Consider the following 19,835-nt stretch of genomic DNA (forward strand, 5'->3'; position numbering starts at 1 on the left):
CTTCTTGGGTTTGCTGATTACTCAGCAGGAACCGTAATTTCGCCATTGATGATTTTTTGTTTGAATTCTTCGACTTTGTCCAAGATTTCTTGGCTCAGGTTCGGATTCTCTTCCGGCAAGCCTACGCCATCTTCTTTCAGCGTCAGGTTCGTTACTTGACCACCTTTGAACGTACCGTCGATCACTTGTTGCGTTACGTTCTTAACGGCAACGTCAACGCGTTTCATCATGGAAGTCAGAGTTACTTCATCACCGAATTCGAGCGATTGGTCTTTGTCTACGCCGATAACCCACAGTTTGTTAGCACCGCCGGCTTGGTTACGAGCCGCTGCTTCGTTGAATACGCCGTTGCCCGTTTGACCTGCAGCCGGGAAGATAATGTCGGCGCCATCGTTAAACAATTGAGTTGCCAAGGATTTACCGATATCCGGTTTGTCATAAGCACCTGCATAAGTCACGGTTACTTTGGCATCTGGGTTAACCGCAGCTACACCCGCTTGGAAACCAACTTCAAAGCGTTTGATAACCGGGCTTTCCGCACCGCCGATAAAACCGATTTTGTTCGTTTTTGTCGTCAGACCTGCAACAACGCCGACCAGGAAGGAACCTTCGTTTTCGGCGAACGTTACGGACTCTACGTTAGGAGCATCAACCACGTTGTCGATGATCGCCAGTTTGGCATTTGGATTTGCTTGGGCAACTTCCAATGTTGCATCGCCAAGGTCAAAACCGATCGACCAAGTCAAGTCATAACCGCCTTGTACAAACTGGTTCAAGTTTGGCACATAGTCAGAGCTTTGGTTACTTTGCAGATATTTGGTTTGGAGACCAGTCTCTTTATTCAGCTCAGTCAAAGCTTCCCATGCCGATTGGTTAAAGGATTTGTCGTTTACGCCGCCCACGTCAGTAACGAGACCGACTTTAATCTTCGATGCATCGGTTGCCGTTTCGCCGTTGCCTGCTTGCGTGTTGTCTGCTGTATTTCCGGCATTTCCTGCATTAGTTGTTCCGCCGTTGTTTGCTGCATTTTTGTTGCCGCATCCCGCCAAAACCAGAGTAAATGCGAGCACCAAGAGTAAAGAAAGTTTGAAAGCTTTGTTCATTGCGGTTAATCCCCCTTAAAATTTTGTGAGTCTTGTCTAAGTTGACCACACAGACAGATTATACCTGTAAAATATTCTAAAATCCATACTTTTAATAACCTTGGGTTAAATAATTTTCGCCTTTATTTTCAATAAAACGCTTACTTTCGACAAATTTATCATCCAATGTTCGCGTCATGTGAGATTATGCAGTGAACCGCGGGATTCCCGAACATTCACACCTGATTCACGAGCAAACATTAGTGATTACCCAGGTTTGTAAGATTGACGATCGTGTCGTGCGGTTCTTCTATAGCATTCCATATTTCCGACAATTCCATGCCCTAAACTCAAGGCTTTCTGGCGAAGGCAAAAACTCCTACCCCGGGAACATTCCATGGATTTCCAGGAAATAGCGCACCGAAAACACCAACACAATCCTGCCGCGTGTGCATCGTTTCGGCTCCAGTCTATGTAATTCCCCTCAGACGGCTCGATCCCCAAAAAAAGCGCCGTCCCGGAAGTTCCGGAAACAGCGCCTTATCGTTTGAGTTTTACGCGTTGATTTTCTCTTTAGCAACAGCTGCCAAAGAATTGAAGGCATTCAAGTCGTTCACTGCGAGATCAGCCAGCATTTTGCGGTTGATGTTCACGTCAGCGAGCTTCAAGCCATGCATCAATTTGCTGTAGGACAAACCGTTCATGCGAGCTGCCGCATTAATACGAACGATCCACAGTTTGCGGAAGTCGCGTTTTTTCGCGCGGCGGTCACGGTAAGCGTACAGCAAGGATTTCATCACTTGCTCGTTCGCAGTTTTGAAAATGCGGTGTTTAGAACCAAAATAACCTTTAGCCAGCTTCAGTACTTTTTTATGACGACGACGAACGACGAATCCGCCTTTTACTCTTGCCATTTAAAAAACCTCCCAATAAGTTGTGTAAATTGTTCCTTCGAATACTACTTCAGGTTCGCCAGTTGCTGCTTCATACGGCGAACGTCACCTGCGTATGCAACAGGGCTGTTAGCCAAAACACGTTTTGCACGTTTGGACTTATGGGACAGCAAGTGATTGCGGTTCGCTTTGTAACGTCTAACTTTACCGGATCCGGTAATTTTGAAGCGGCCTTTCAGGCTGCTGTGGGTTTTCATTTTAGGCATTGTACTTCCCCCTCAAAGTTTGTGAACGCCCGTTTTCTCTTTCAGGTCATTCCGCATTCGGAACGATCATATATAGAAAACAAACGATTAGTTTTTCGGTGCCAGGATCATGATCATACTGCGTCCTTCCAGTTTCGGAACTCGTTCAACATTCGAGATTTCCGCAACCTCATCTTTGACGCGGTCGAGAATTTTCTTCCCGATGTCGGCATGGGTAATTTCCCGTCCGCGGAAGCGAACTGAGCACTTAACCTTGTCGCCATCTTTCAAAAATTTGATCACATTGCGAAGTTTCGTTTGGAAGTCGTGTTCCTCGATATTCGCACGGAACCACACTTCCTTGATGTCCACAATTTTCTGATTCTTGCGGGCTTCCTTCTCTTTCTTCTGCTGCTCGTAACGGAACTTGCCATAGTCCATAATCCGGCATACCGGCGGCTTGGCAGTCGGCGCAACGTTCACCAGATCCAGATTCAGGTCCATCGCCATCTGCAGCGCTTCGCGCAGCGGCTTGATGCCGATTTGTTCGCCTTCAGCACCTACCAGACGGACCTCTTTCGCACGAATCTCTTCATTGATCAAATGTTCCTTACTGATAATCCTCCACCTCCAAGTGGTCTTAAGTAATGACTCGGACCCTGTACTCACACACATAAAAAGGATGCAGGCCCAATACCCGCATCCCTCATTGATCGTCAATTCTTCATGAACATAAGCATTCATAAATGAACGGATCAAAACCAGCCAACACGTGCGTCGGTCAGGTGAGAAGCCGGGGCCTCTGCTTGCAATCCAAAAATATCTTGCAACCTCAAATACTATATCATGTGTAATTTACCAAGTCAAGAGCCGTTCGCAAATTAACTCACCTTGTTGCTTTGGACTTCTTCGAGGCGAACCACCCGCGTATGCTGCGTATGGCTCCATTGCTTGTTGTTCTGGGTGAAGAACGCATAGAACGTGATTGGCCACCAGGAAATCAGGTAAATCGGGAACAGAACCAAGTAAGCATAGACCTTCTTCGATTTAACCTTCTCCAGGAACATCGCCATCAAGAAAATAAACACGTTCGCGACAATCGCCACATACGACACCCACATCGGCAGGTAGCCATACAACGTTTTAACATGCGGTTCTTGCATTAACGATTGGTCAACCCAAATAAACGCCGTCAGCAGGAACGTCAATAACACGATGTACACGTTGGCTCCGTAAAGCGCCATGTCCAGCTTCACCATGTTCCGCTCCTTGATACTCTTCCACAACAGCGGGAAGAAATAACGGCGAGCGACAGTGAAGTGACCTTGCATCCAACGCAGACGTTGGCGTGCCGACGCTTTGAACGTCAATGGTTTCTCATCGAACAGCTTCGCGTCGTAGTTAAACACCGGATACACTCCGCGTTCAACGCAACGCATCGTAAATTCAAGGTCTTCTACCAAGCTTGTAGCGCCCCAGCCGATTTCTTTCAACAGCTCGGTTTCAAAGCACATTCCTGTGCCGCCAAGGAAGTTCGCCATTTTCAGGTTCGTCCGGGACAACTGCCACAGGCGGTTACAATACCAGTACGAAATCCCGTAAGAAGCGGTAATCCAGGAATCCTCCGGATTCTTCGTATCGATATAGCCTTGGATGACCCGCGCGCCTGCGCATAGATCGTTGTTCATTTCCCGCAGGAAATCCGGATGCACCAAATTGTCGGCATCGAACATCACAACGGCGTCGTATTGACGCGGCATCTTCCATAGCTGCTTCAGCATCCATTCGATCGCATAACCTTTCCCCCGCAAGTTCGGGTTGGTCCGAACGCAAGCGTTCATCCCGTGGCTGCGAACGATATTTGCGGTATTATCGCTGCAGTTATCGCAAATGACAAACACGTCGTACAATTCTTTTGGGTAGTTCATTTGCTTCAAATTTTCCATCAACGCCCCGACCACTTTTTCCTCGTTATGCGCTGCGACCAGCACCGCAAAGGATTTGTTCGGTTCGTATTGCACTTTGTTCTTCTTTCTGTACATGCCAAATAAAGCCAAACCAAATTGATACACCCCAACCACTGCCAGGACGACCTGCAGTGAAATCAAGATGACATCCAACATGATTTCTTGCCCCCTTTTTACCCCGATGTCTTTTTTATCTTTCGGAGCTTTTGATTGTAATGACCCTTTCTTTCTTGTCTTGCTCTTTCTTTTCTAGATCTTTGTTGGACTTGTCGCCGGCTCTTTTTTTCAAACCAAATACGATTTTCCACAACTTGACGTCGTTTGTCAAAGTAACTGTAGCCCCTATGCTGCGCAAAAAACTGGAAGACTGGTGGATTTTGGCATACAGGGGCCCCCGCAACCTGCTTTCAGGTACGGTTACATCCTATTTTCATCACTTTTGGCAATTTTTATTTCCTTTTTTAATTTTTTTATTGCTCGGCTGGACAACTTGTTGGCGTTACATTTACATAAACGAACTTGCTTGGCAAAAAGTTAACAAATCTGCACCCTTTTTTTAAACAGATCTGTTATGATTTGAATCATTGTAAAGGTGCGAAGAACGAAATGTCAAAAAAGAGCACGGCTACAGCGCAAAAAAACGTCCTTGAAAAGGCCATGGATTAAAAATATGATAAGTCTAACTTCAAAATGCCATGCTATTTGAAAAGAGCAGCCACGGGACAGGCACTTTCCGGGGGCTAGAACGCGGCCAACCATCATGCGGAGGGATATTATGACTCGTTTATTCCATAAGCTTCAACAACTCGACCGACAGCTCTTTGTAGGAATCAACGGCCGCCTGCACCGCAGTTTTCTGAATTTCTGGCTGTATCATTTAACTCATTTGGGGGGAGCTTGGTTCACCATCCTTTCGTCCTTGTTCATCTGGCTTGCGGCTCCGCAGCCATGGAGCAAAATCGGCCTGCAATCCTGCGTCGCGCTCGCGATCAGTCATCTTCCAGTCGCACTCGTCAAAAAAACCTACCCGCGTCTTCGGCCCTACTTAACGCTGCCGGGAACCAATACGTTCCGGAATCCGCTGACGGACCACTCGTTTCCGTCCGGGCATACAACGGCCATTTTTTCCATTACGGTTCCGTTTATGGCCGCGGTTCCAAGCTTGATTCTGGTGCTGCTCCCCATCGCGTTAATCGTGGCAGTTTCGCGTATTTATTTAGGCCTGCATTACCCTTCAGATACTCTCGCAGGAGCGGTCATCGGCTCCTCTGTAGCGCTTGGAACGGTTGCATTATGGGCTTAAAGGGGATATTGTAGACAGTAGGAAAACCTTGCAGGAATAAGGTGAAACCAGTGCAAAAACAGAGAGTCTTACTTTTATCCGAGGGGTTTGGAGCCGGTCACACGCAAGCGGCCTACGCGCTCTCCAGCAGTTTACGAAAGATTGCGCCAAACATACAGACGAAAGTCCTAGAGCTGGGCAGTTTTTTGAACCCTAGGGTGGCGCCGATCATCATCACCGCTTACAAGAAAACGGTGTCCTCGCAGCCTCGGCTTGTCCGTATGATGTATCGCAGCAACTACAAGAAATCTTTAAACCGATTGACGACGATGGCTCTTCATCGGATTTTTTATACGCGTACAATTCAAATTATCCGTCAGCTTCATCCCGACGTGATCGTCTGCACCCATCCGATCCCCAGCGCGGTGATTTCCCGCCTGAAACGGCTGGGTATGTTGGACGTGCCGCTCTGTACCGTCATTACCGATTATGATGTGCACGGAGCTTGGGTGAGCCGGGAAGTGAATTGTTATCTCGTGTCCACCGACCAGGTGCAGAAGAAACTGATGGAACGGGGCGTAGACAAAAGCAAAATCCTGATTACCGGCATCCCGATCCATCCGAATTTCTGGGAGCGCCATCGGAAGGAAGATATCCGCCTGCAATTCCATCTGAAGGATATGCCTACCGTACTGGTCATGGGCGGAGGTTGGGGCTTCATGAAGGACGAGGCGGTCAATGCCCTGCTCGCCTCTTACCGGGAGCAAATTCAAGTCATTTTCTGTCTGGGCAGCAACGAGAAGTCGTTGGAGAAAATGCAAAAGGATCCCCGATTCATTCATCCCAACATTCATCTGCTCGGGTTCACGAAGGAAATTGACAAGCTGATGGAAGTGTCCGATTTACTGATCACCAAGCCGGGCGGCATGACCTGCTCGGAGGGGCTGGCCAAAGGCATCCCGATGCTGTTCCACCAGCCGCTTCCCGGCCAGGAAGAGGAAAATTCGCATTATTTTGCCCAGCAAGGTTGGGGAACCCCGATGAAATCGCTGGACGATATTACCGATTGGATCAAACGGTTGACCGAGCAATACGACGAAGTCGTGCGGAAACGGGAAGAGGTCTTGAACCATATCGCCAAATTCCGGCCGATGCAAAGTGCTCAAGCTATCATTGATTTACTTGGGAATACGAATTTCATCCGAAAATAAACAGAAACCTAGGTGGCTCGACAACAAGATCCCCCTAGGTTTCTTTTTAGCTTTTTGTTTTTACTTATTTTCCCTTATGCGTTAATATTAACTTGTCGTCTTAATAGGAGGCTAAAGGGGTGTCTGGCAGGATGTATGGCAAATTCATTTCTTTATGTATCGCACTATTGACATTGAGTATTGCATTTACGCCCGCTGTTATTGCAAGCTCAACCACTCCTGTACAATCCACGGAAGAAGCAAAAAGTGATGTTCTTTCCGAAGCACGAATCACTTTTCGTGATGGCCAAGGCACTCATAGTTTTGATTACGAGGAGAAGGATCACTCGAAAATCACCCATGTGTATGTCAAGAACACCGGCACTAAAAATGTATATTATCAACTCATTTCCCCCACCGGGTGGGTTTGGGTAAAGACTACTATCCTCCCTGGCAGTGCTTTTACTTCTGATCATGCCTTTGGTTCCCAGTTAGAAGGGAAATGGTCCCTTAAATTTGATACGGATGACGGGTCACCCGCTTCCTTGGAGATTAGCGTACTGGTCAAGCCGTAAAGAAAACGTCTATCCATCGAAAAAACAGCCAACTCTCGATTCGAGCTGGCTGTTTTTGAACTCCATAAGCAGCGGTTATTTAAACATATCCATCTTCCGCTCATGATAACGCTGCAAGGCCGCTTCGCCAACCATCACCTCGCAGCGGTAGATCGGCATGCCTTGTCCCACAAATTTGCTTTCGTATTCCGTCATGACATGAGCTTCATTAATCCCACCTTCATGCAGGCTCAGCGAAATATCGCTCATCTGCAGTCCAACCGCGGCAAAGGCATTCAGCGAAAATTCAAACAGTACGCGGGAGTCGGTCTTGAAGTGAATCTCGCCATTTTCGTTCAGGAGCTGACGATATTTCTCCAAAAACCGCGGGTGCGTCAAGCGCCGGCGCCAATGCTTCTTCTTCGGCCACGGATCGCTGAAATTCAAATAAATGCGCTCCACTTCCCCCGGTGCAAAAAAGTCCTCGATCATTTCAATGTTACCCAGCGCCAAACGAACGGTTTGCGGCTGCAGTCCACCCTGCTCGTCCCATTTCGCGCGAACCTTCTCGCTCGCCCGGCGAATCAACTCATCATACATGTCCATGCCGATGAAGTTTACGTCCGGATATTTAACACTCATGCCGCTAATAAACTGGCCCTTGCCCATGCCAAGCTCGATGTGGATCGGACGGTCGTTGCCGAACACCTCCGCCCAACGTCCTTTATATTCCCGGGGATTCAGCACAACCAGATCCTGCTGCTGTTCCAAATGCTCCCGTATTCCTTTTCTGCCGCGTAAACGCATGTTATTCCTCCGCTTTCTTGGTATCCATTCCTTGCAATATTGTGCCGAAGTTTGTTGCAAATGTAAAGCACGCAATGAAAAAGGAACCAACCGTTCGCCGGGGAGACGAGACGAGTGATTCCCTTTTCGATATATTTTGGAATTGGGGTCCAACGAAATTGATAATCTCAAAATAACATATTTCACTACACTGCCGCAAGGAAACAGGCAAGCAGCATTCCCCTTTTCGCGTGAAATTTGATACAATAAATCCAGTGGAACCGGCGTACGGACGGGGCTTTCGCCGTTGTATAATTATGCAGAAAAATTTTTTGTGACAAAATGAAGGAGCCGCAATGAGTACACTGATGACGGACACCCCTGCTGTGTGGGGAGACAAAAGATTTCATACCTGGAATTTCGAGATGCGCCAAGAGTTTGGGGACAAGGTTTTTAAAGTGATGCTGGATGCCGGATTCACTTGCCCCAACCGCGATGGCACGATTGCCAAGGGCGGTTGCACGTTCTGCAGCGCCCGGGGATCGGGCGATTTTGCCGGAAGCCGCCGGGACGATCTGGTAACGCAATTTGCCACGATCCGCGACCGGCAGCATCTGAAGTGGCCGCATGCGAAATATATTGGATATTTTCAGGCTTATACGAATACTTATGCGCCGGTGGAGGTGCTTCGTGAATATTACGAGGCGATCCTGGAGCAGCCGGGCGTCGTCGGGTTATCTATCGCCACGAGACCGGATTGCCTGCCAGACGATGTCGTGGATTATTTAGCCGAGCTCAATGAGCGTACCTACCTCTGGGTTGAAATGGGCTTGCAGACGATCCATGAGTCGACGTCCACGCTGATCAACCGGGCGCACGATACGCAATGCTACCTCGATGCGGTAGAGAAGCTGCGCGCACGCGGCATCCGGGTGTGCACGCATATTATTTACGGCCTGCCGCAGGAAACGCATGAAATGATGCTGGAGACCGGCCGAGCTGTAGCCAACATGGATGTGCAAGGCATTAAGATCCACCTGCTCCATCTGATGCGCAAGACGCCGATGGTGAAGCAGTACGAGGCAGGGTTGCTGCGTTTCCTGGAACAGGACGAATACGTCAAACTGATCGTGGACACGCTGGAATTTCTGCCGCCGGAAATGATCGTACATCGTCTGACCGGCGACGCGCCGCGCGACCTGCTGATCGGACCGATGTGGAGCCTTAAGAAATGGGAAGTGCTTAATGCCATCGACGCGGAGCTGAAGCGCCGCGATTCCTGGCAGGGCAAATACTGGAGAGGACGTTGAGAGCGTATGGGCTTCCTCTCCGTATTAAGCTTCGCGCATAAACTGGCCGGCGAACGGCTGAGGCTCGGCGACGCGGCCGTCGATGCCACAGCGGGGACCGGTGCGGATACGCTGTTCCTGGCCAAAGCCTGCGGTCCGAAGGGGCGAGTGTTCGCCTTCGATATCCAGCCGCAGGCGCTGGCGCTCACGCAGGCTCGGCTGGACAAGGAGTCGGCGGATACCCTCGCCGACGTTACCCTGCTCCAGGCGAGCCACGCGGACATGGCGGCCGTGCTTCCAACGGACGTGCACGGGCGGCTCGGCGCCGTGATGTTCAACCTCGGCTATTTGCCGGCCGAGGGCGCCGACCCGGCGCTGATCACGCAGCCGGACAGCACGCTGGCCGCCTTGGAGGCTGCGCTGGCCTTGCTGCGGCCGCGCGGGATTTTGACGGCCGTCCTCTACCCCGGCCATCCCGGCGGCGACGCCGAAGCGGCGGCGGTGGAAGCCTGGGCGGCCGCACTGCCCGCCTCTGCCGGGCAAGCGATCCTGTACCGGCAGCCACAAAGGCCGGCTGCTCCGTATTTGATTGCAATTGAGAAGAAATCAACCAATTCCATTTAAACTGGAGGTCATCGGTATGGGCATTCGCAAAATCGAGCATGTCGGAATTCGCGTCTCGGCGCTGGAGGATTCCATCGAATTTTATGAACGGGTGATCGGCATGAAGCTGTTATCCACGATCGGTGAAGTGGGGGATCCGCTGCGCCTGGCCTTCCTCACCTTTCCGGGTCAGGAATCCGTTGAGGTCGAGTTAATTAATCTTCCTAAAGGAGAAGAGTTGCCAAATGAGGGCAAAGTGCATCATATCGCCTTTACCGCCAGTGACATTGAGGAGGAATACGCCCGGATCTCCGAATTAGGCTTATCCGGCCTCGACCCGGAAATCCGAAGTCTGCCCAACGGCAGCCGATTCTTCTTCTTTAACGGGCCTGATGGCGAACGGATTGAATTTTTCCAGCCTGCGTTTCTCGCTTAAGGTCTTCTCATATTTCCGTGGAAAGAGGGGCTGCGCTTGAAAGAGCATACGTTTACGTTCGACAATGACACCAGTCACGGCGTCTTCGTGTATCGTTGGATCGCCAAGGACACCGCTGCCCCGCCGCGCGGGGTGCTGCAAATCGCGCACGGCATGGCGGAAACGGCCAAGCGCTATGAGCGCCTGGCTCGGCTGCTGACCGCCCACGGCTTTATCGTCTACGCGAACGATCATCGCGGACACGGGCGGACGGCTGGCAGTCCGGAGGAATTAGGCTGGCCTGGCAAACAAGGCTTTACCGGCATGGCCGAGGATATGATTCAGCTCACGAAGATCATCCGTCAGGAGCATCCCGATCTTCCCTTGTTTCTGCTCGGCCACAGCATGGGCTCCTTTCTGACGCAGAAGGTCATGTACCTGGCCCCGGAGCCGTACGCCGGATTTATTCTCTCAGGAACAAATGGCCCCCGGGGACTGCTGGGCTTGGGACGAAGCCTCGCACGCCTGCAAAGCCTGCTGCAAGGCGAGAGCCATCCCAGCCTGCTGATGAACGCGGTGACCTTCGGGAGCTTTAACCGTAACTTTCTTCCGTCTCGGACGCCCTTTGACTGGCTCTCTCGGGACGAGGCCGAGGTGGATAATTACATCGCCGACCCGCACTGCGGTTTCTTGTGCAGCGCCGGCTTCTTTTACGGCTTCTTTGGTCTGCTGCAGGAGATTCACCGCCCGGAGAAAATGCGCTTGATCCCGAAGGATAAGCCGGTTTATATCTTTGGCGGCGATCTCGACCCCGTTGGCCTCAACGGCGCCGGCGTCCGGCGCCTCGTTGGACTGTACCATCAGCTCGGCCTCGAGGATGTTGAGGTGCGGCTGTATCCCGGAGGCCGCCACGAGATGCTTAACGAAATCAACCGCGACGAAGTGATGTCGGAACTGTTGAACTGGATCGAAAGGCATATGCCGCCCGTATCAGCGGATGCCTAGTAATAAATGAAGCGAGCCTGCGGAATCGGCACTTCGAGAAGAAGAGGCCGGTTGGCAGGCTCGCCTTTTTCGTAATGGACTTAGACCATCACACGCTTTAACTGCACGACATAACGTGAACGCACCACGGCGAAATAGAGCAGCTGCGCCGCCCAGAAAGCACCAGAGGCGGTCAGCACCGGGACGGTGACATTCCCCAGCAGGAACCGGGTTCCGAGCAGGGACAGAACCACCATCGTTTGAATTCCGGAGATCGCCACCGGAATGAAGAAGAGCAGCGCGATCTGCAAGCTGGAAGAGTAGCGCATTTCGCGGTCGCTCAGCCCGATTTTCGATAAGGAATGGTACATGCGCCGATCTTGATTGAGCTCACTGTAGAGCTTGAAATACAGGAAGCTGGCGGAGGAGATCGAGAAAATTGCGGCGATAAAGATGCCCACAAAGCTCAGCATCGAGAGCTGCTCCCGAGCTTCCGCAAACGTCCTGCCCCGCGAGCTCATATAATTGCCCGTCTCATCCTGATCCAGGCGCTCCATCATTCCTTGAAACAGCTGCTTTCCGATGACGACTTCGGGATCTTGGAGACGCGGAACTCCTTTGCGCTGCCAATCCGGAATATAGATCTTCATGTTTCGGTACAGCCGATTCTGTTTCTTTTCCGTCATACCGTTCTTCAGCTTCGTAAAATCTGCATCGGATAACACGACCACGGAAATATTGCTGCTGATTCCCGTCAACGGAACTTCGTTAGGCAGCAACTCCAGCTCCAGAGGCTGCTCCAGAAATGAGAGGGATAACGGAAGGGTCGCCCCCTTCAATGCGTTCGCTGTCGCCGATCCTTCCATCGCATAAGCGATCGCTTGTCCCGGACCAATCTTCGGCAACCCTTGAGTACCAAGCAACTCTGCAGCCTTGTTATAATCCGAGCGCGGCAGGACATTGACATACATTTCGGATGATCCGATGTATCCAAAAAAAGACTCTTGTTCCACCGTCTCATAACGGATCCCCCGTTCGGACAACTGCTGATCGATCCAAGCCAAATCCTTCTTGACGAAATCCTCATTATAGATGCCATACGTAAAGGCAAATGGATTTGCTTTATAAACCCGCTCATTCTGGGCATTAGCCGCCAAAATGACGCCTACGCTCATACAAGCCAGCGAGATCGCGACGGTGACCATAAACAGCATCCGCGCGTTATCCTTGATTTTATAGGCCATTTCCGATATCCAGAGCAACCGGGTTCCGCGCCATAACAAGCGACGGCTTCGTTTCAGCAATCGAATCAATGCTACCGTCACCTGGGTATAGAAAAAGTAAGTCCCCCAGATCCCGGTTGCGGCCGCAAGCATCATTTTCATAAAGTCGAGGCTGTTGCCGCCTTTCAGGAGGATAACGGCGCTAGCCAGCAACGCCACGCCAAGAAGTGCCAGCACCCAAGACACCCTCGGTTCTGTTTTCGGTTTACTGCTTCCGCCAAGCAGCTCGACCACCCGATTTTTCCGGACAAAGACCAGCGTAAATATGGACAATACCACAAACAGCAGAAGGAAAGCGACCGTCGTGAACCCCATCGCCTTCCAGGGCCAGTAGAAAGGAAGCCGCTCGATTCCAGTCACCTTCGTGCTCAGCAGCAGGAACAGCTTGGACAGCAGCAATCCACCCGCCAGCCCCGCCGCGATGGCTCCTGCACCGATGATCAAATTTTCGAGAAAGATCAGCCGGTTAATCGAACCAGAGGTCGCCCCAAGCAGCGAGAGTACACCAAACTCCTTACTGCGCGCCTTCAAGAAGCTGCCGATGGAGAACAGCACAAACAGGATCGAAAACACGAAAATGATATACTCCGCCACTTCCATTCCAATGCGGGTCATCCGTCCGATCTCGCTTTGCGTAATCCCCGGATGGAAGATGAATATCGCGTAGGTAAAAAAGATCATCACCATAAAGGCGCTGCTTAAAAAGTAAGCGAAATAGGCCCGGGCGTTCCGTCGGACGTTGTTAAACGCGAATTGAAGAAAGTTCATGCGCATTCCCTCCCAGATACGACAGCATGTCGATGATCTTCTGAAAAAAGGCTTGTCTGCTGTCCCCCCGGTGAATCTCGTTTGTCAGCCGGCCGTCCTTGATAAATACGACCCGGTCACAATAGCTGGCGGCCAACGGATCATGACTGACCAGCATCATGGTCATCCCTTCGGTGCGGTTTAACGTCTCCAACAGCTCCATGACATTCCGGGATGCGTTTGAATCCAGCGAACCCGTCGGTTCATCGGCTAACAGCAAGGACGGTGAAGCGATCATAGCGCGAGCGATCGCCGCTCGCTGCCGTTGCCCGCCGGAGATTTCATACGTCCGTTTACCGAGAATTTCCGTAATGCCGAGCCGCTCCGCGATGGCCTGCAGCTTCTGATCCATTTCCCGAAACGGACGATGGTCCAGTGTTAAAGGAAGTACAATATTTTCCGCAACGGTGAGCGTGTCCAGCAGGTTGAAATCCTGGAACACGAACCCTAGCTCCCGGCGGCGGAAGGCGGCGAGCTCCTTACGTTTCAGCGTGTGTGGATTTTTGCCGTTAATCCATACTTCCCCCGAACTAGGTGTATCTATGGTAGAAACTAGATTAAGCAACGTGGTTTTCCCGCTGCCGGAGGGTCCCATAATGCCAACGAATTCGCCCTTTTCGATCGTAAGCTCGATGTCCTGCAGCGCGCGCGTTGCGACTTTTCCCGGGTAGACCTTGCTCAGCCCTTGGACCTTAAGCATTTCCATCGTTTGAATTTCTCCTTTCCTTGAGCCAGCGGTGAGCGTCTGCGTTATCCCTCACGCCCTTGCCGCAGCTCGGTTGTTGCTTTATGGTTATACTCTATCCCAACGCCGGAAAGTCAGCCATCGATCGAACTTAAACGAATCTTAAAAGTTTGTAAGGTTATGTTCGGTCAGCAAAAAAAGCAGCAACCTCGCCGATCGAACTGGTCCGATCTCTGCAAAGTCCCTGCTTATTCAAATGGCCGTTGCTGTTCAAACAGCAACCTTACCGTTGTCCCTTGTCCCGGCGTGGACTCCAACTCCACTTGATGCCCTAAGCGGTTGCAGACCTCACGGACCAGATACAGGCCCATACCGGTTGATTCGCTGTACTGGCGTCCGCGCTGCCCCGTATAATAAGGCTCGAAGATGCGGCGAATATCCTCCTTAAGAATGCCGATGCCGTAATCACGGACCTCCAGCACCGTTTTTTTGCCGCGAAGATAAGCAGTTAGCTCCACCTTGTCCCCGACCCCGGCGGAATAATTTACAGCGTTGGTGATCAGTTGGCCAAGCACAAACGTCAGCCACTTCTTATCGGAGTACACTTCCACCTCCTCATCGATCCGAATATCCGGATGAACTGCCTTGCGAATGAACAACTTGCGGTGATCCGCAACTGCCTCGTTCACGACGGTGAGCAGCGAGACCGGAACGACATGAAAATCATGTTCGAACTGTTCCAGCCGGGAGGTGTACAATGCCATCTCCAACCCTTTGCGCAGCCGGTCCAGCTCCTCCTGGATGCTGTCGAGCACCGCTTCCGGGATCGTCTCTTTCTCGCGTTCATTTTCCAAGGTAAGCTGGATAACTGAAATCGGGGTCTTCATCTGATGCACCCAGCGCCCCGTAAACGCAGCGTGATGCTCACGTTGCTTGCCATAACGATAAAGCTCCGCTTCGTACAGCCGGTACCCGGATTTGAGAAGCTCATCCAAAGCCTCGGCAAGCGGCGTATCCCCCGTCGGCTGCAGCAGCTCCTCCAGCGTCCGGGGCGGCTCCGTCACTCGCCGATAGAGCTCGCGGTTGCTGATATACCGGTAGAACAAGTAGGAGATCAGCAGCGTAAAGCTCAGCACACAAGCGTACGCCGCAATCTCAGCCTGACTGTTGCCAGCCAGCCAATACAACAAAGGCACCAACAAGATTTGCGGTACGAGAAACAGGAGCAGCGGCACATGCTCTTTCCAGAACAGCCTCATTTCGGGGCCTCCTCGAAGCCGAAGGCAGGAGGACTGTTCGTTCGCAGCAGGTACCCTGCTCCGCGAACGGTCTCCACCGCATCTTCCAGGTCTAGCTCCTTCAGCTTCTTCCGGATGCGGGTCACATACACATTCAGCGTATTATCGTCGATGAAATGATGTCCCTGCCACATCAAATCTAGCAGCTTCTCCCGGCTGACGACCCGCCCGGCTTTTTGCAGGAGCGCTTCCAGCAGCACCGCTTCCTTCTGTGTCAACAAGACGGACTTCTCCCCGTTCGTCACCGTAAACCGCTCTGGATACAACACCAGCCCCGCCGCACTTACGGTTCGCTCCTCCTGCTTGCCTGAATAATCGCCGTAGGCCCGCCGCAGTTGGCTGCGGATCTTCGCCATGACCACATCATAGGAAAAAGGCTTCGTCATGTAGTCATCGGCGCCGTTATCGAGCGCCATCACCTGGTCCATGCCGCTGTCGCGCGCTGAGAGGAAGATGATCGGACAGGTGGACATCCCGCGGATTTGCCGGCACCAATAGAAGCCGTCGAACTTCGGCAAATTCACGTCCAGCAGCACCAGATCGGGGGCGTATTCCCGGAACGTCTCCAGCACCCGGTTGAAGTCGTCCACCACGACCGCGCGGTATCCATACTTCTCGATATGCTCTGACAGCATTCCAGCCATTTTGGCGTCATCCTCGACGATCAGGATCGTAAACATCCTTAAAGTCAGCTCCTCACTTGATCAAGGTGCGATGCTCCGGGGACCAAGCGCTTAAATTAGAGTAAAAAAACACCGGACGCTCGTCCGCTTCCTGCTGGTACAGGACAACGAGCAGCGTGCCTTGCGGCGCATCGCCTGCGTCCGCCGGGCTTGCCGTCGCTTCTACGCCTTCGGCTTGCAGTACATCGCCGAGTGCAAACGGCAACTCTTCGATGCAAGCATACTTCTGCAGCTCGCGTTCGTCCAGGCCGTATGCGGCAAATTGCTCCGACAAGGCCGCCGGCTGCTCAGCGAGCATCCGGAAATACGCGCTGCGCCGATCTTTGTCTACCCGGTCTTCCCACCAGATTTTCCGCGGCTTATATTTGTGTCCAAGCAGATAGTCGAGCTTCATCAACCCCAGCACAACCTCCGGCTCTTTCAACGTACGGCCGCTAAGGAACGCATGAAGCCGAGTGAACAGGTCCTCCAGCTGATGGCCGATCCGCTGCCACCCTTGCTCTTCCCAGTAGTCGCCAAACTCCTGGAAGAAGTCAAACGGCGAATCGAACTCGTGAGTCACCAGATACTCCACGGTGTGATCCATGCGATGCGCATTCCAATACTTCTCCAGCACGTCCTCCAGCCGCTTCAACCGAATGACATCCTCAAACGGCAGCACGTTATTGCTCAGGATTTCATAAGGCGCATGATCCATGAACACGTAGTTGTATTTCTCCGCGTCGTTCCGCAGCCCGGTTCCGCGCAGCATCTTCAGGAAGCCAAGCTGCAGCTCCTCGGGGCGCAACGCGAACACGTCATTAAACGTTTTGCGGAACGTGGCATAATCCTCTTCCGGCAGTCCGGCGATCAAATCCAGATGCTGGGCGATTTTGCCGCTTTCCTTGATTTTGGTGACGGTCCGGGTCAGCTTCGTAAAGTTCTGGCGGCGTTTCACCAGTTCGTTAGTTGGATCGTTTGTGGACTGCACGCCAATCTCGAAGCGGAAGATTCCTGGCGGCGCGTTCTCCGCCAAATAGTCCAGGACCTCCGGCCGCATGATGTCCGCCGTAATTTCGAACTGGAAGACACAACCTTGATGGTTGTTGATCAGAAACTCGAACATTTCCATCGCGTAATTGCGGTTAATGTTAAACGTACGGTCCAGAAATTTAATGATCTTCGCGCCGTTCTCGATCAGGTACAGAATGTCAGACTTCACCCGTTCGATATCGTAATACCGCACGCCCACCTCAATACTTGAGAGGCAAAACTGGCAGCTGAACGGACAACCGCGGCTGGTCTCGAAATAGACGATCCGTTTGCCGAGATTCGGAATATCCTCGGGAAAACGATGCGGCGACGGCAGCGTGTTCAGATCGGATTTTGGCCGAGGCGGATTTAGCACAACCTCTTCCCCTTTGCGGTAAGCTGCGCCAAACACGAAGTGGAACTTCTGCTCCCCGGACAGCTCCTGCAGCAAATGGTGGAACGTTTCCTCTCCGTCCCCCATGACGATAAAATCCACCTCCGGGACCCGCTCCATCCAGTATTTCGTATCGTAGCTGACCTCGGGGCCGCCCAGTACAATCTTCACTTCCGGCAGCACTTTCTTCAGCAAGGCCACCACTCGAATCGTCTCTTCGATATTCCAGATATAACAAGAGAATCCGATGACATCCGGCTTACGCTTAAACAGATCCGATACGATGTTCATCACCGGGTCCTTGATCGTATATTCGGCCAGATCAATGTCAAACTTGTTGCCGCTGTAAGCTTTGAGCAGCCGGATCGCCAGCGAGGTATGAATAAATTTTGCGTTCAGCGTTGCCAATATGACTTTCACATGCTCACAACCCTACTCCATATTTTGAAAAAACTCCAGAAACGGCTTTCCGTATTTACGGTACTTCACTTCGCCGACGCCCTTGATTCTCAGCATATCCGCTTCGCTGGTCGGACAGACCACACTCATCTCGCGCAGCGTCGCATCGTTGAAAATAATATAGGAAGGAACCCGCTCCTTCTCGGCCAAATCGCGGCGGATCAAGCGCAGTTGCTCAAACACCGTCTCATTGACAGCAGACGGCCCCTCATCATACTTCCGGCGTCGCGAGCTGGACGATGATGAGGCCGCACTCGCAGGCTCCGGCGCACGCAGCATCACCTGATGGCGGCTCTTCAGCACCTCAACCGCCAGCGGTTGCAGCCTTACGACCGGATATTGCCCTTCAGACAAGGCTAAATACCCTTCCGCTATAAACACATTGATCAGTTCAGAAATTTCCTTCTCAGTACGAGTCCGCAGCATACCGTAAGTAGGCAACTGGTCAAAGCCGTATTGCAGCACCTTTTTGTTCTGCGAGCCCTTAAGCACCGAAGCGACCAGCGAGACGCCAAACCGCTCCCGCATCCGATGGATGCAGGAGAAGACGATTTGCGCATCCCGCGTCATGTCGAGGAGCTCCCGTTCGTCTCGGCAGGAGCTGCAAATGCCGCAAGGCGTGCGGTCATGAGCTTCGCCGAAATAATCCAGCATCGCCCAGCGCAAGCAGCTGGTCTGGTAGCAATATTCAACCATCTGCTGCAGCTTGCGGTATTCGTTACGTTTGCGCTCCCCATCCTGCGGGTTTTGCTCGATCAGGAATTTCTGCGTCATAATGTCCTGCGGGCTAAACAGCAGAATGCATTCGCTGGGCTCGCCGTCCCGTCCAGCCCGGCCTGCTTCCTGAACATAAGCCTCCATGTTCTTCGGCATATTGTAGTGGATGACATAACGGACATTCGATTTGTCGATCCCCATCCCAAAGGCATTGGTCGCGACCATCACGCGAATGTCGTCATAGAGAAAAGCCTCCTGGCTCTCCTCCCGCTCCTTGTCGGACAAGCCGGCATGGTAGCGGCCGGCAGGGATGCCGGCACGGCACAGGCGCTCGTACAGGTCGTCGACCTCCTTGCGAGTGGCGGCGTAGACGATGCCGGGCTGATGCGCATGGGTCGTCGCGTAATTCAGGACGAATTCGCGCTTGTTCTCCCCACGCAGCACCGACATCGCCAGGTTGTCCCGGCCCAGGCCGGTGACGAACACCGCCGGATTCGCTAGACGCAGCAAGCGGACCATGTCGTCCATGACCTCCGGCGTTGCTGTGGCGGTAAAGGCTGCCAGGATCGGCCGTTGCGGCAGCGACTCCACAAACGGGGAGACCGCCAGATAGCTCGTCCGGAAGTCGTGTCCCCACTGTGACACGCAGTGTGCTTCATCGACGGCGACGCAGGAGATGGCGAGCTCACTCATTTCCTCACGGAACCAGTCCAGCTCCAACCGCTCCGGCGCCACGTAGAGCAATTTCAGTTCGCCGCGGCGTGCTGCCCGAATGCGGTCGTTGACTTCCTTGCCCGACAGCGTGCTGTTGATGTAGGCAGCAGAGATGCCCATCGCGGTGAGCGCATCCACCTGGTCCTTCATCAACGAGATCAACGGGGACACCACCAGCGTCAGACCTGGCAGCATTAGAGCCGGGATCTGGTAACAGATCGATTTCCCACCGCCTGTCGGCATAATGCCCAGCGTATCTGCGCCGGATAATACACTCTCGACGATCCGCCGCTGGCCTTCGCGGAAATCGGGGTATCCGTAATATTTCTGCAGCAGTTGCTGCGCATGTTCCATCGTAAGTGCTTCCGTGCTCATTTCGCTTGTTTTCACCTAACTTCCCATCAGGCCGTTGCCTTCCCGAACTCCGGGACAGACCGGCTTTATGCACTTTTTTAGTTTACCGGGGTTTGAACAATTGGGCAACCGCCGCTAAT

At 52.4% G+C, this 19,835-nt stretch carries 19 protein-coding genes; 7 read left to right on the top strand and 12 right to left on the bottom strand.

What is annotated here, in order from left to right:
• Nucleotides 1–17: 17 nt before the first annotated feature.
• The 5 genes from C812_RS12365 to C812_RS12385 form a co-directional block, all read right to left on the bottom strand.
• Nucleotides 18–1,103, bottom strand: coding sequence for a BMP family lipoprotein (locus C812_RS12365; RefSeq protein ID WP_016312991.1), 1,086 nt, complete (start codon nucleotides 1,101–1,103; stop codon nucleotides 18–20).
• Between the two features lie 533 nt (nucleotides 1,104–1,636).
• Complete coding sequence (gene rplT / locus C812_RS12370) at nucleotides 1,637–1,996, bottom strand: 50S ribosomal protein L20 (RefSeq protein ID WP_009226727.1); 360 nt, start codon at nucleotides 1,994–1,996, stop codon at nucleotides 1,637–1,639.
• A 44-nt stretch (nucleotides 1,997–2,040) separates the two neighbouring features.
• Complete coding sequence (rpmI, locus tag C812_RS12375; RefSeq protein WP_009226728.1) at nucleotides 2,041–2,241, bottom strand: 50S ribosomal protein L35; 201 nt, start codon at nucleotides 2,239–2,241, stop codon at nucleotides 2,041–2,043.
• Nucleotides 2,242–2,328: 87 nt separating this feature from the next.
• Nucleotides 2,329–2,823, bottom strand: coding sequence for a translation initiation factor IF-3 (gene infC / locus C812_RS12380; RefSeq protein WP_009226729.1), 495 nt, complete (start codon nucleotides 2,821–2,823; stop codon nucleotides 2,329–2,331).
• Nucleotides 2,824–3,101: 278 nt separating this feature from the next.
• Nucleotides 3,102–4,343: a glycosyltransferase family 2 protein gene (locus C812_RS12385; RefSeq protein ID WP_016312993.1), complete on the bottom strand. Its 1,242-nt coding sequence runs from the start codon at nucleotides 4,341–4,343 to the stop codon at nucleotides 3,102–3,104.
• Between the two features lie 619 nt (nucleotides 4,344–4,962).
• On the opposite strand from C812_RS12385, the gene C812_RS12390 reads away from it, so the two are divergent.
• The 3 genes from C812_RS12390 (at nucleotide 4,963) to C812_RS12400 (ending at nucleotide 7,234) form a co-directional block, all read left to right on the top strand.
• Nucleotides 4,963–5,490 (top strand): phosphatase PAP2 family protein, encoded by a 528-nt coding sequence (locus tag C812_RS12390; RefSeq protein ID WP_016312994.1) that lies wholly within the window; start codon nucleotides 4,963–4,965, stop codon nucleotides 5,488–5,490.
• A 50-nt stretch (nucleotides 5,491–5,540) separates the two neighbouring features.
• Nucleotides 5,541–6,680, top strand: a complete 1,140-nt coding sequence (locus tag C812_RS12395; protein WP_009226116.1) for an MGDG synthase family glycosyltransferase — start codon at nucleotides 5,541–5,543, stop codon at nucleotides 6,678–6,680.
• Nucleotides 6,681–6,799: 119 nt separating this feature from the next.
• Entirely contained in the window at nucleotides 6,800–7,234 is a 435-nt protein-coding gene (locus C812_RS12400; RefSeq protein ID WP_016312996.1) for a hypothetical protein, read from the top strand.
• A gap of 75 nt (nucleotides 7,235–7,309) precedes the next feature.
• Here the strand turns inward: C812_RS12400 and trmB are convergent, their stop codons facing one another.
• A complete protein-coding gene (trmB, locus tag C812_RS12405; RefSeq protein WP_016312997.1) occupies nucleotides 7,310–8,020 on the bottom strand; it encodes a tRNA (guanosine(46)-N7)-methyltransferase TrmB in 711 nt (236 codons plus the stop codon).
• Nucleotides 8,021–8,355: 335 nt separating this feature from the next.
• Between trmB and mnmL the strand changes: the two genes are divergently transcribed.
• From mnmL to C812_RS12425, 4 genes are read left to right on the top strand one after another with little or no spacing between them, the layout of a single operon-like run.
• Nucleotides 8,356–9,309, top strand: coding sequence for a tRNA modification radical SAM protein MnmL/YtqA (gene mnmL, locus C812_RS12410; protein ID WP_016312998.1), 954 nt, complete (start codon nucleotides 8,356–8,358; stop codon nucleotides 9,307–9,309).
• A gap of 6 nt (nucleotides 9,310–9,315) precedes the next feature.
• Complete coding sequence (gene mnmM, locus C812_RS12415) at nucleotides 9,316–9,912, top strand: tRNA 5-(aminomethyl)-2-thiouridylate-methyltransferase MnmM (protein WP_016312999.1); 597 nt, start codon at nucleotides 9,316–9,318, stop codon at nucleotides 9,910–9,912.
• A gap of 16 nt (nucleotides 9,913–9,928) precedes the next feature.
• Nucleotides 9,929–10,327 (top strand): VOC family protein, encoded by a 399-nt coding sequence (locus C812_RS12420; RefSeq protein ID WP_016313000.1) that lies wholly within the window; start codon nucleotides 9,929–9,931, stop codon nucleotides 10,325–10,327.
• A 36-nt stretch (nucleotides 10,328–10,363) separates the two neighbouring features.
• The gene (locus C812_RS12425; protein ID WP_016313001.1) at nucleotides 10,364–11,311 is read left to right on the top strand and encodes an alpha/beta hydrolase; all 948 of its coding nucleotides are present in this window, start codon (nucleotides 10,364–10,366) and stop codon (nucleotides 11,309–11,311) included.
• 80 nt (nucleotides 11,312–11,391) lie between these two features.
• On the opposite strand, the gene C812_RS12430 is transcribed toward C812_RS12425, so the two are convergent.
• From C812_RS12430 to recQ, 6 genes are all read right to left on the bottom strand, one after another.
• On the bottom strand, nucleotides 11,392–13,341 hold the full coding sequence (locus C812_RS12430) for an FtsX-like permease family protein (RefSeq protein ID WP_016313002.1): 1,950 nt from the start codon (nucleotides 13,339–13,341) through the stop codon (nucleotides 11,392–11,394).
• Entirely contained in the window at nucleotides 13,316–14,086 is a 771-nt protein-coding gene (locus C812_RS12435; protein ID WP_016313003.1) for an ABC transporter ATP-binding protein, read from the bottom strand. The genes C812_RS12430 and C812_RS12435 overlap by 26 nt, the downstream gene beginning before the upstream one ends.
• A 227-nt stretch (nucleotides 14,087–14,313) precedes the next feature.
• A complete protein-coding gene (locus C812_RS12440) occupies nucleotides 14,314–15,324 on the bottom strand; it encodes a sensor histidine kinase (protein WP_016313004.1) in 1,011 nt (336 codons plus the stop codon).
• Entirely contained in the window at nucleotides 15,321–16,043 is a 723-nt protein-coding gene (locus tag C812_RS12445) for a response regulator transcription factor (RefSeq protein WP_016313005.1), read from the bottom strand. The genes C812_RS12440 and C812_RS12445 overlap by 4 nt, the downstream gene beginning before the upstream one ends.
• A 16-nt stretch (nucleotides 16,044–16,059) precedes the next feature.
• Nucleotides 16,060–17,871: a B12-binding domain-containing radical SAM protein gene (locus tag C812_RS12450; protein ID WP_016313006.1), complete on the bottom strand. Its 1,812-nt coding sequence runs from the start codon at nucleotides 17,869–17,871 to the stop codon at nucleotides 16,060–16,062.
• 12 nt (nucleotides 17,872–17,883) lie between these two features.
• Nucleotides 17,884–19,716 (bottom strand): DNA helicase RecQ, encoded by a 1,833-nt coding sequence (recQ, locus tag C812_RS12455; protein ID WP_028538515.1) that lies wholly within the window; start codon nucleotides 19,714–19,716, stop codon nucleotides 17,884–17,886.
• Nucleotides 19,717–19,835: the final 119 nt, after the last annotated feature.

The organism is Paenibacillus barengoltzii G22 (genome assembly GCF_000403375.2).
GTDB classification, from domain to species: Bacteria; Bacillota; Bacilli; order Paenibacillales; family Paenibacillaceae; genus Fontibacillus; species Fontibacillus barengoltzii.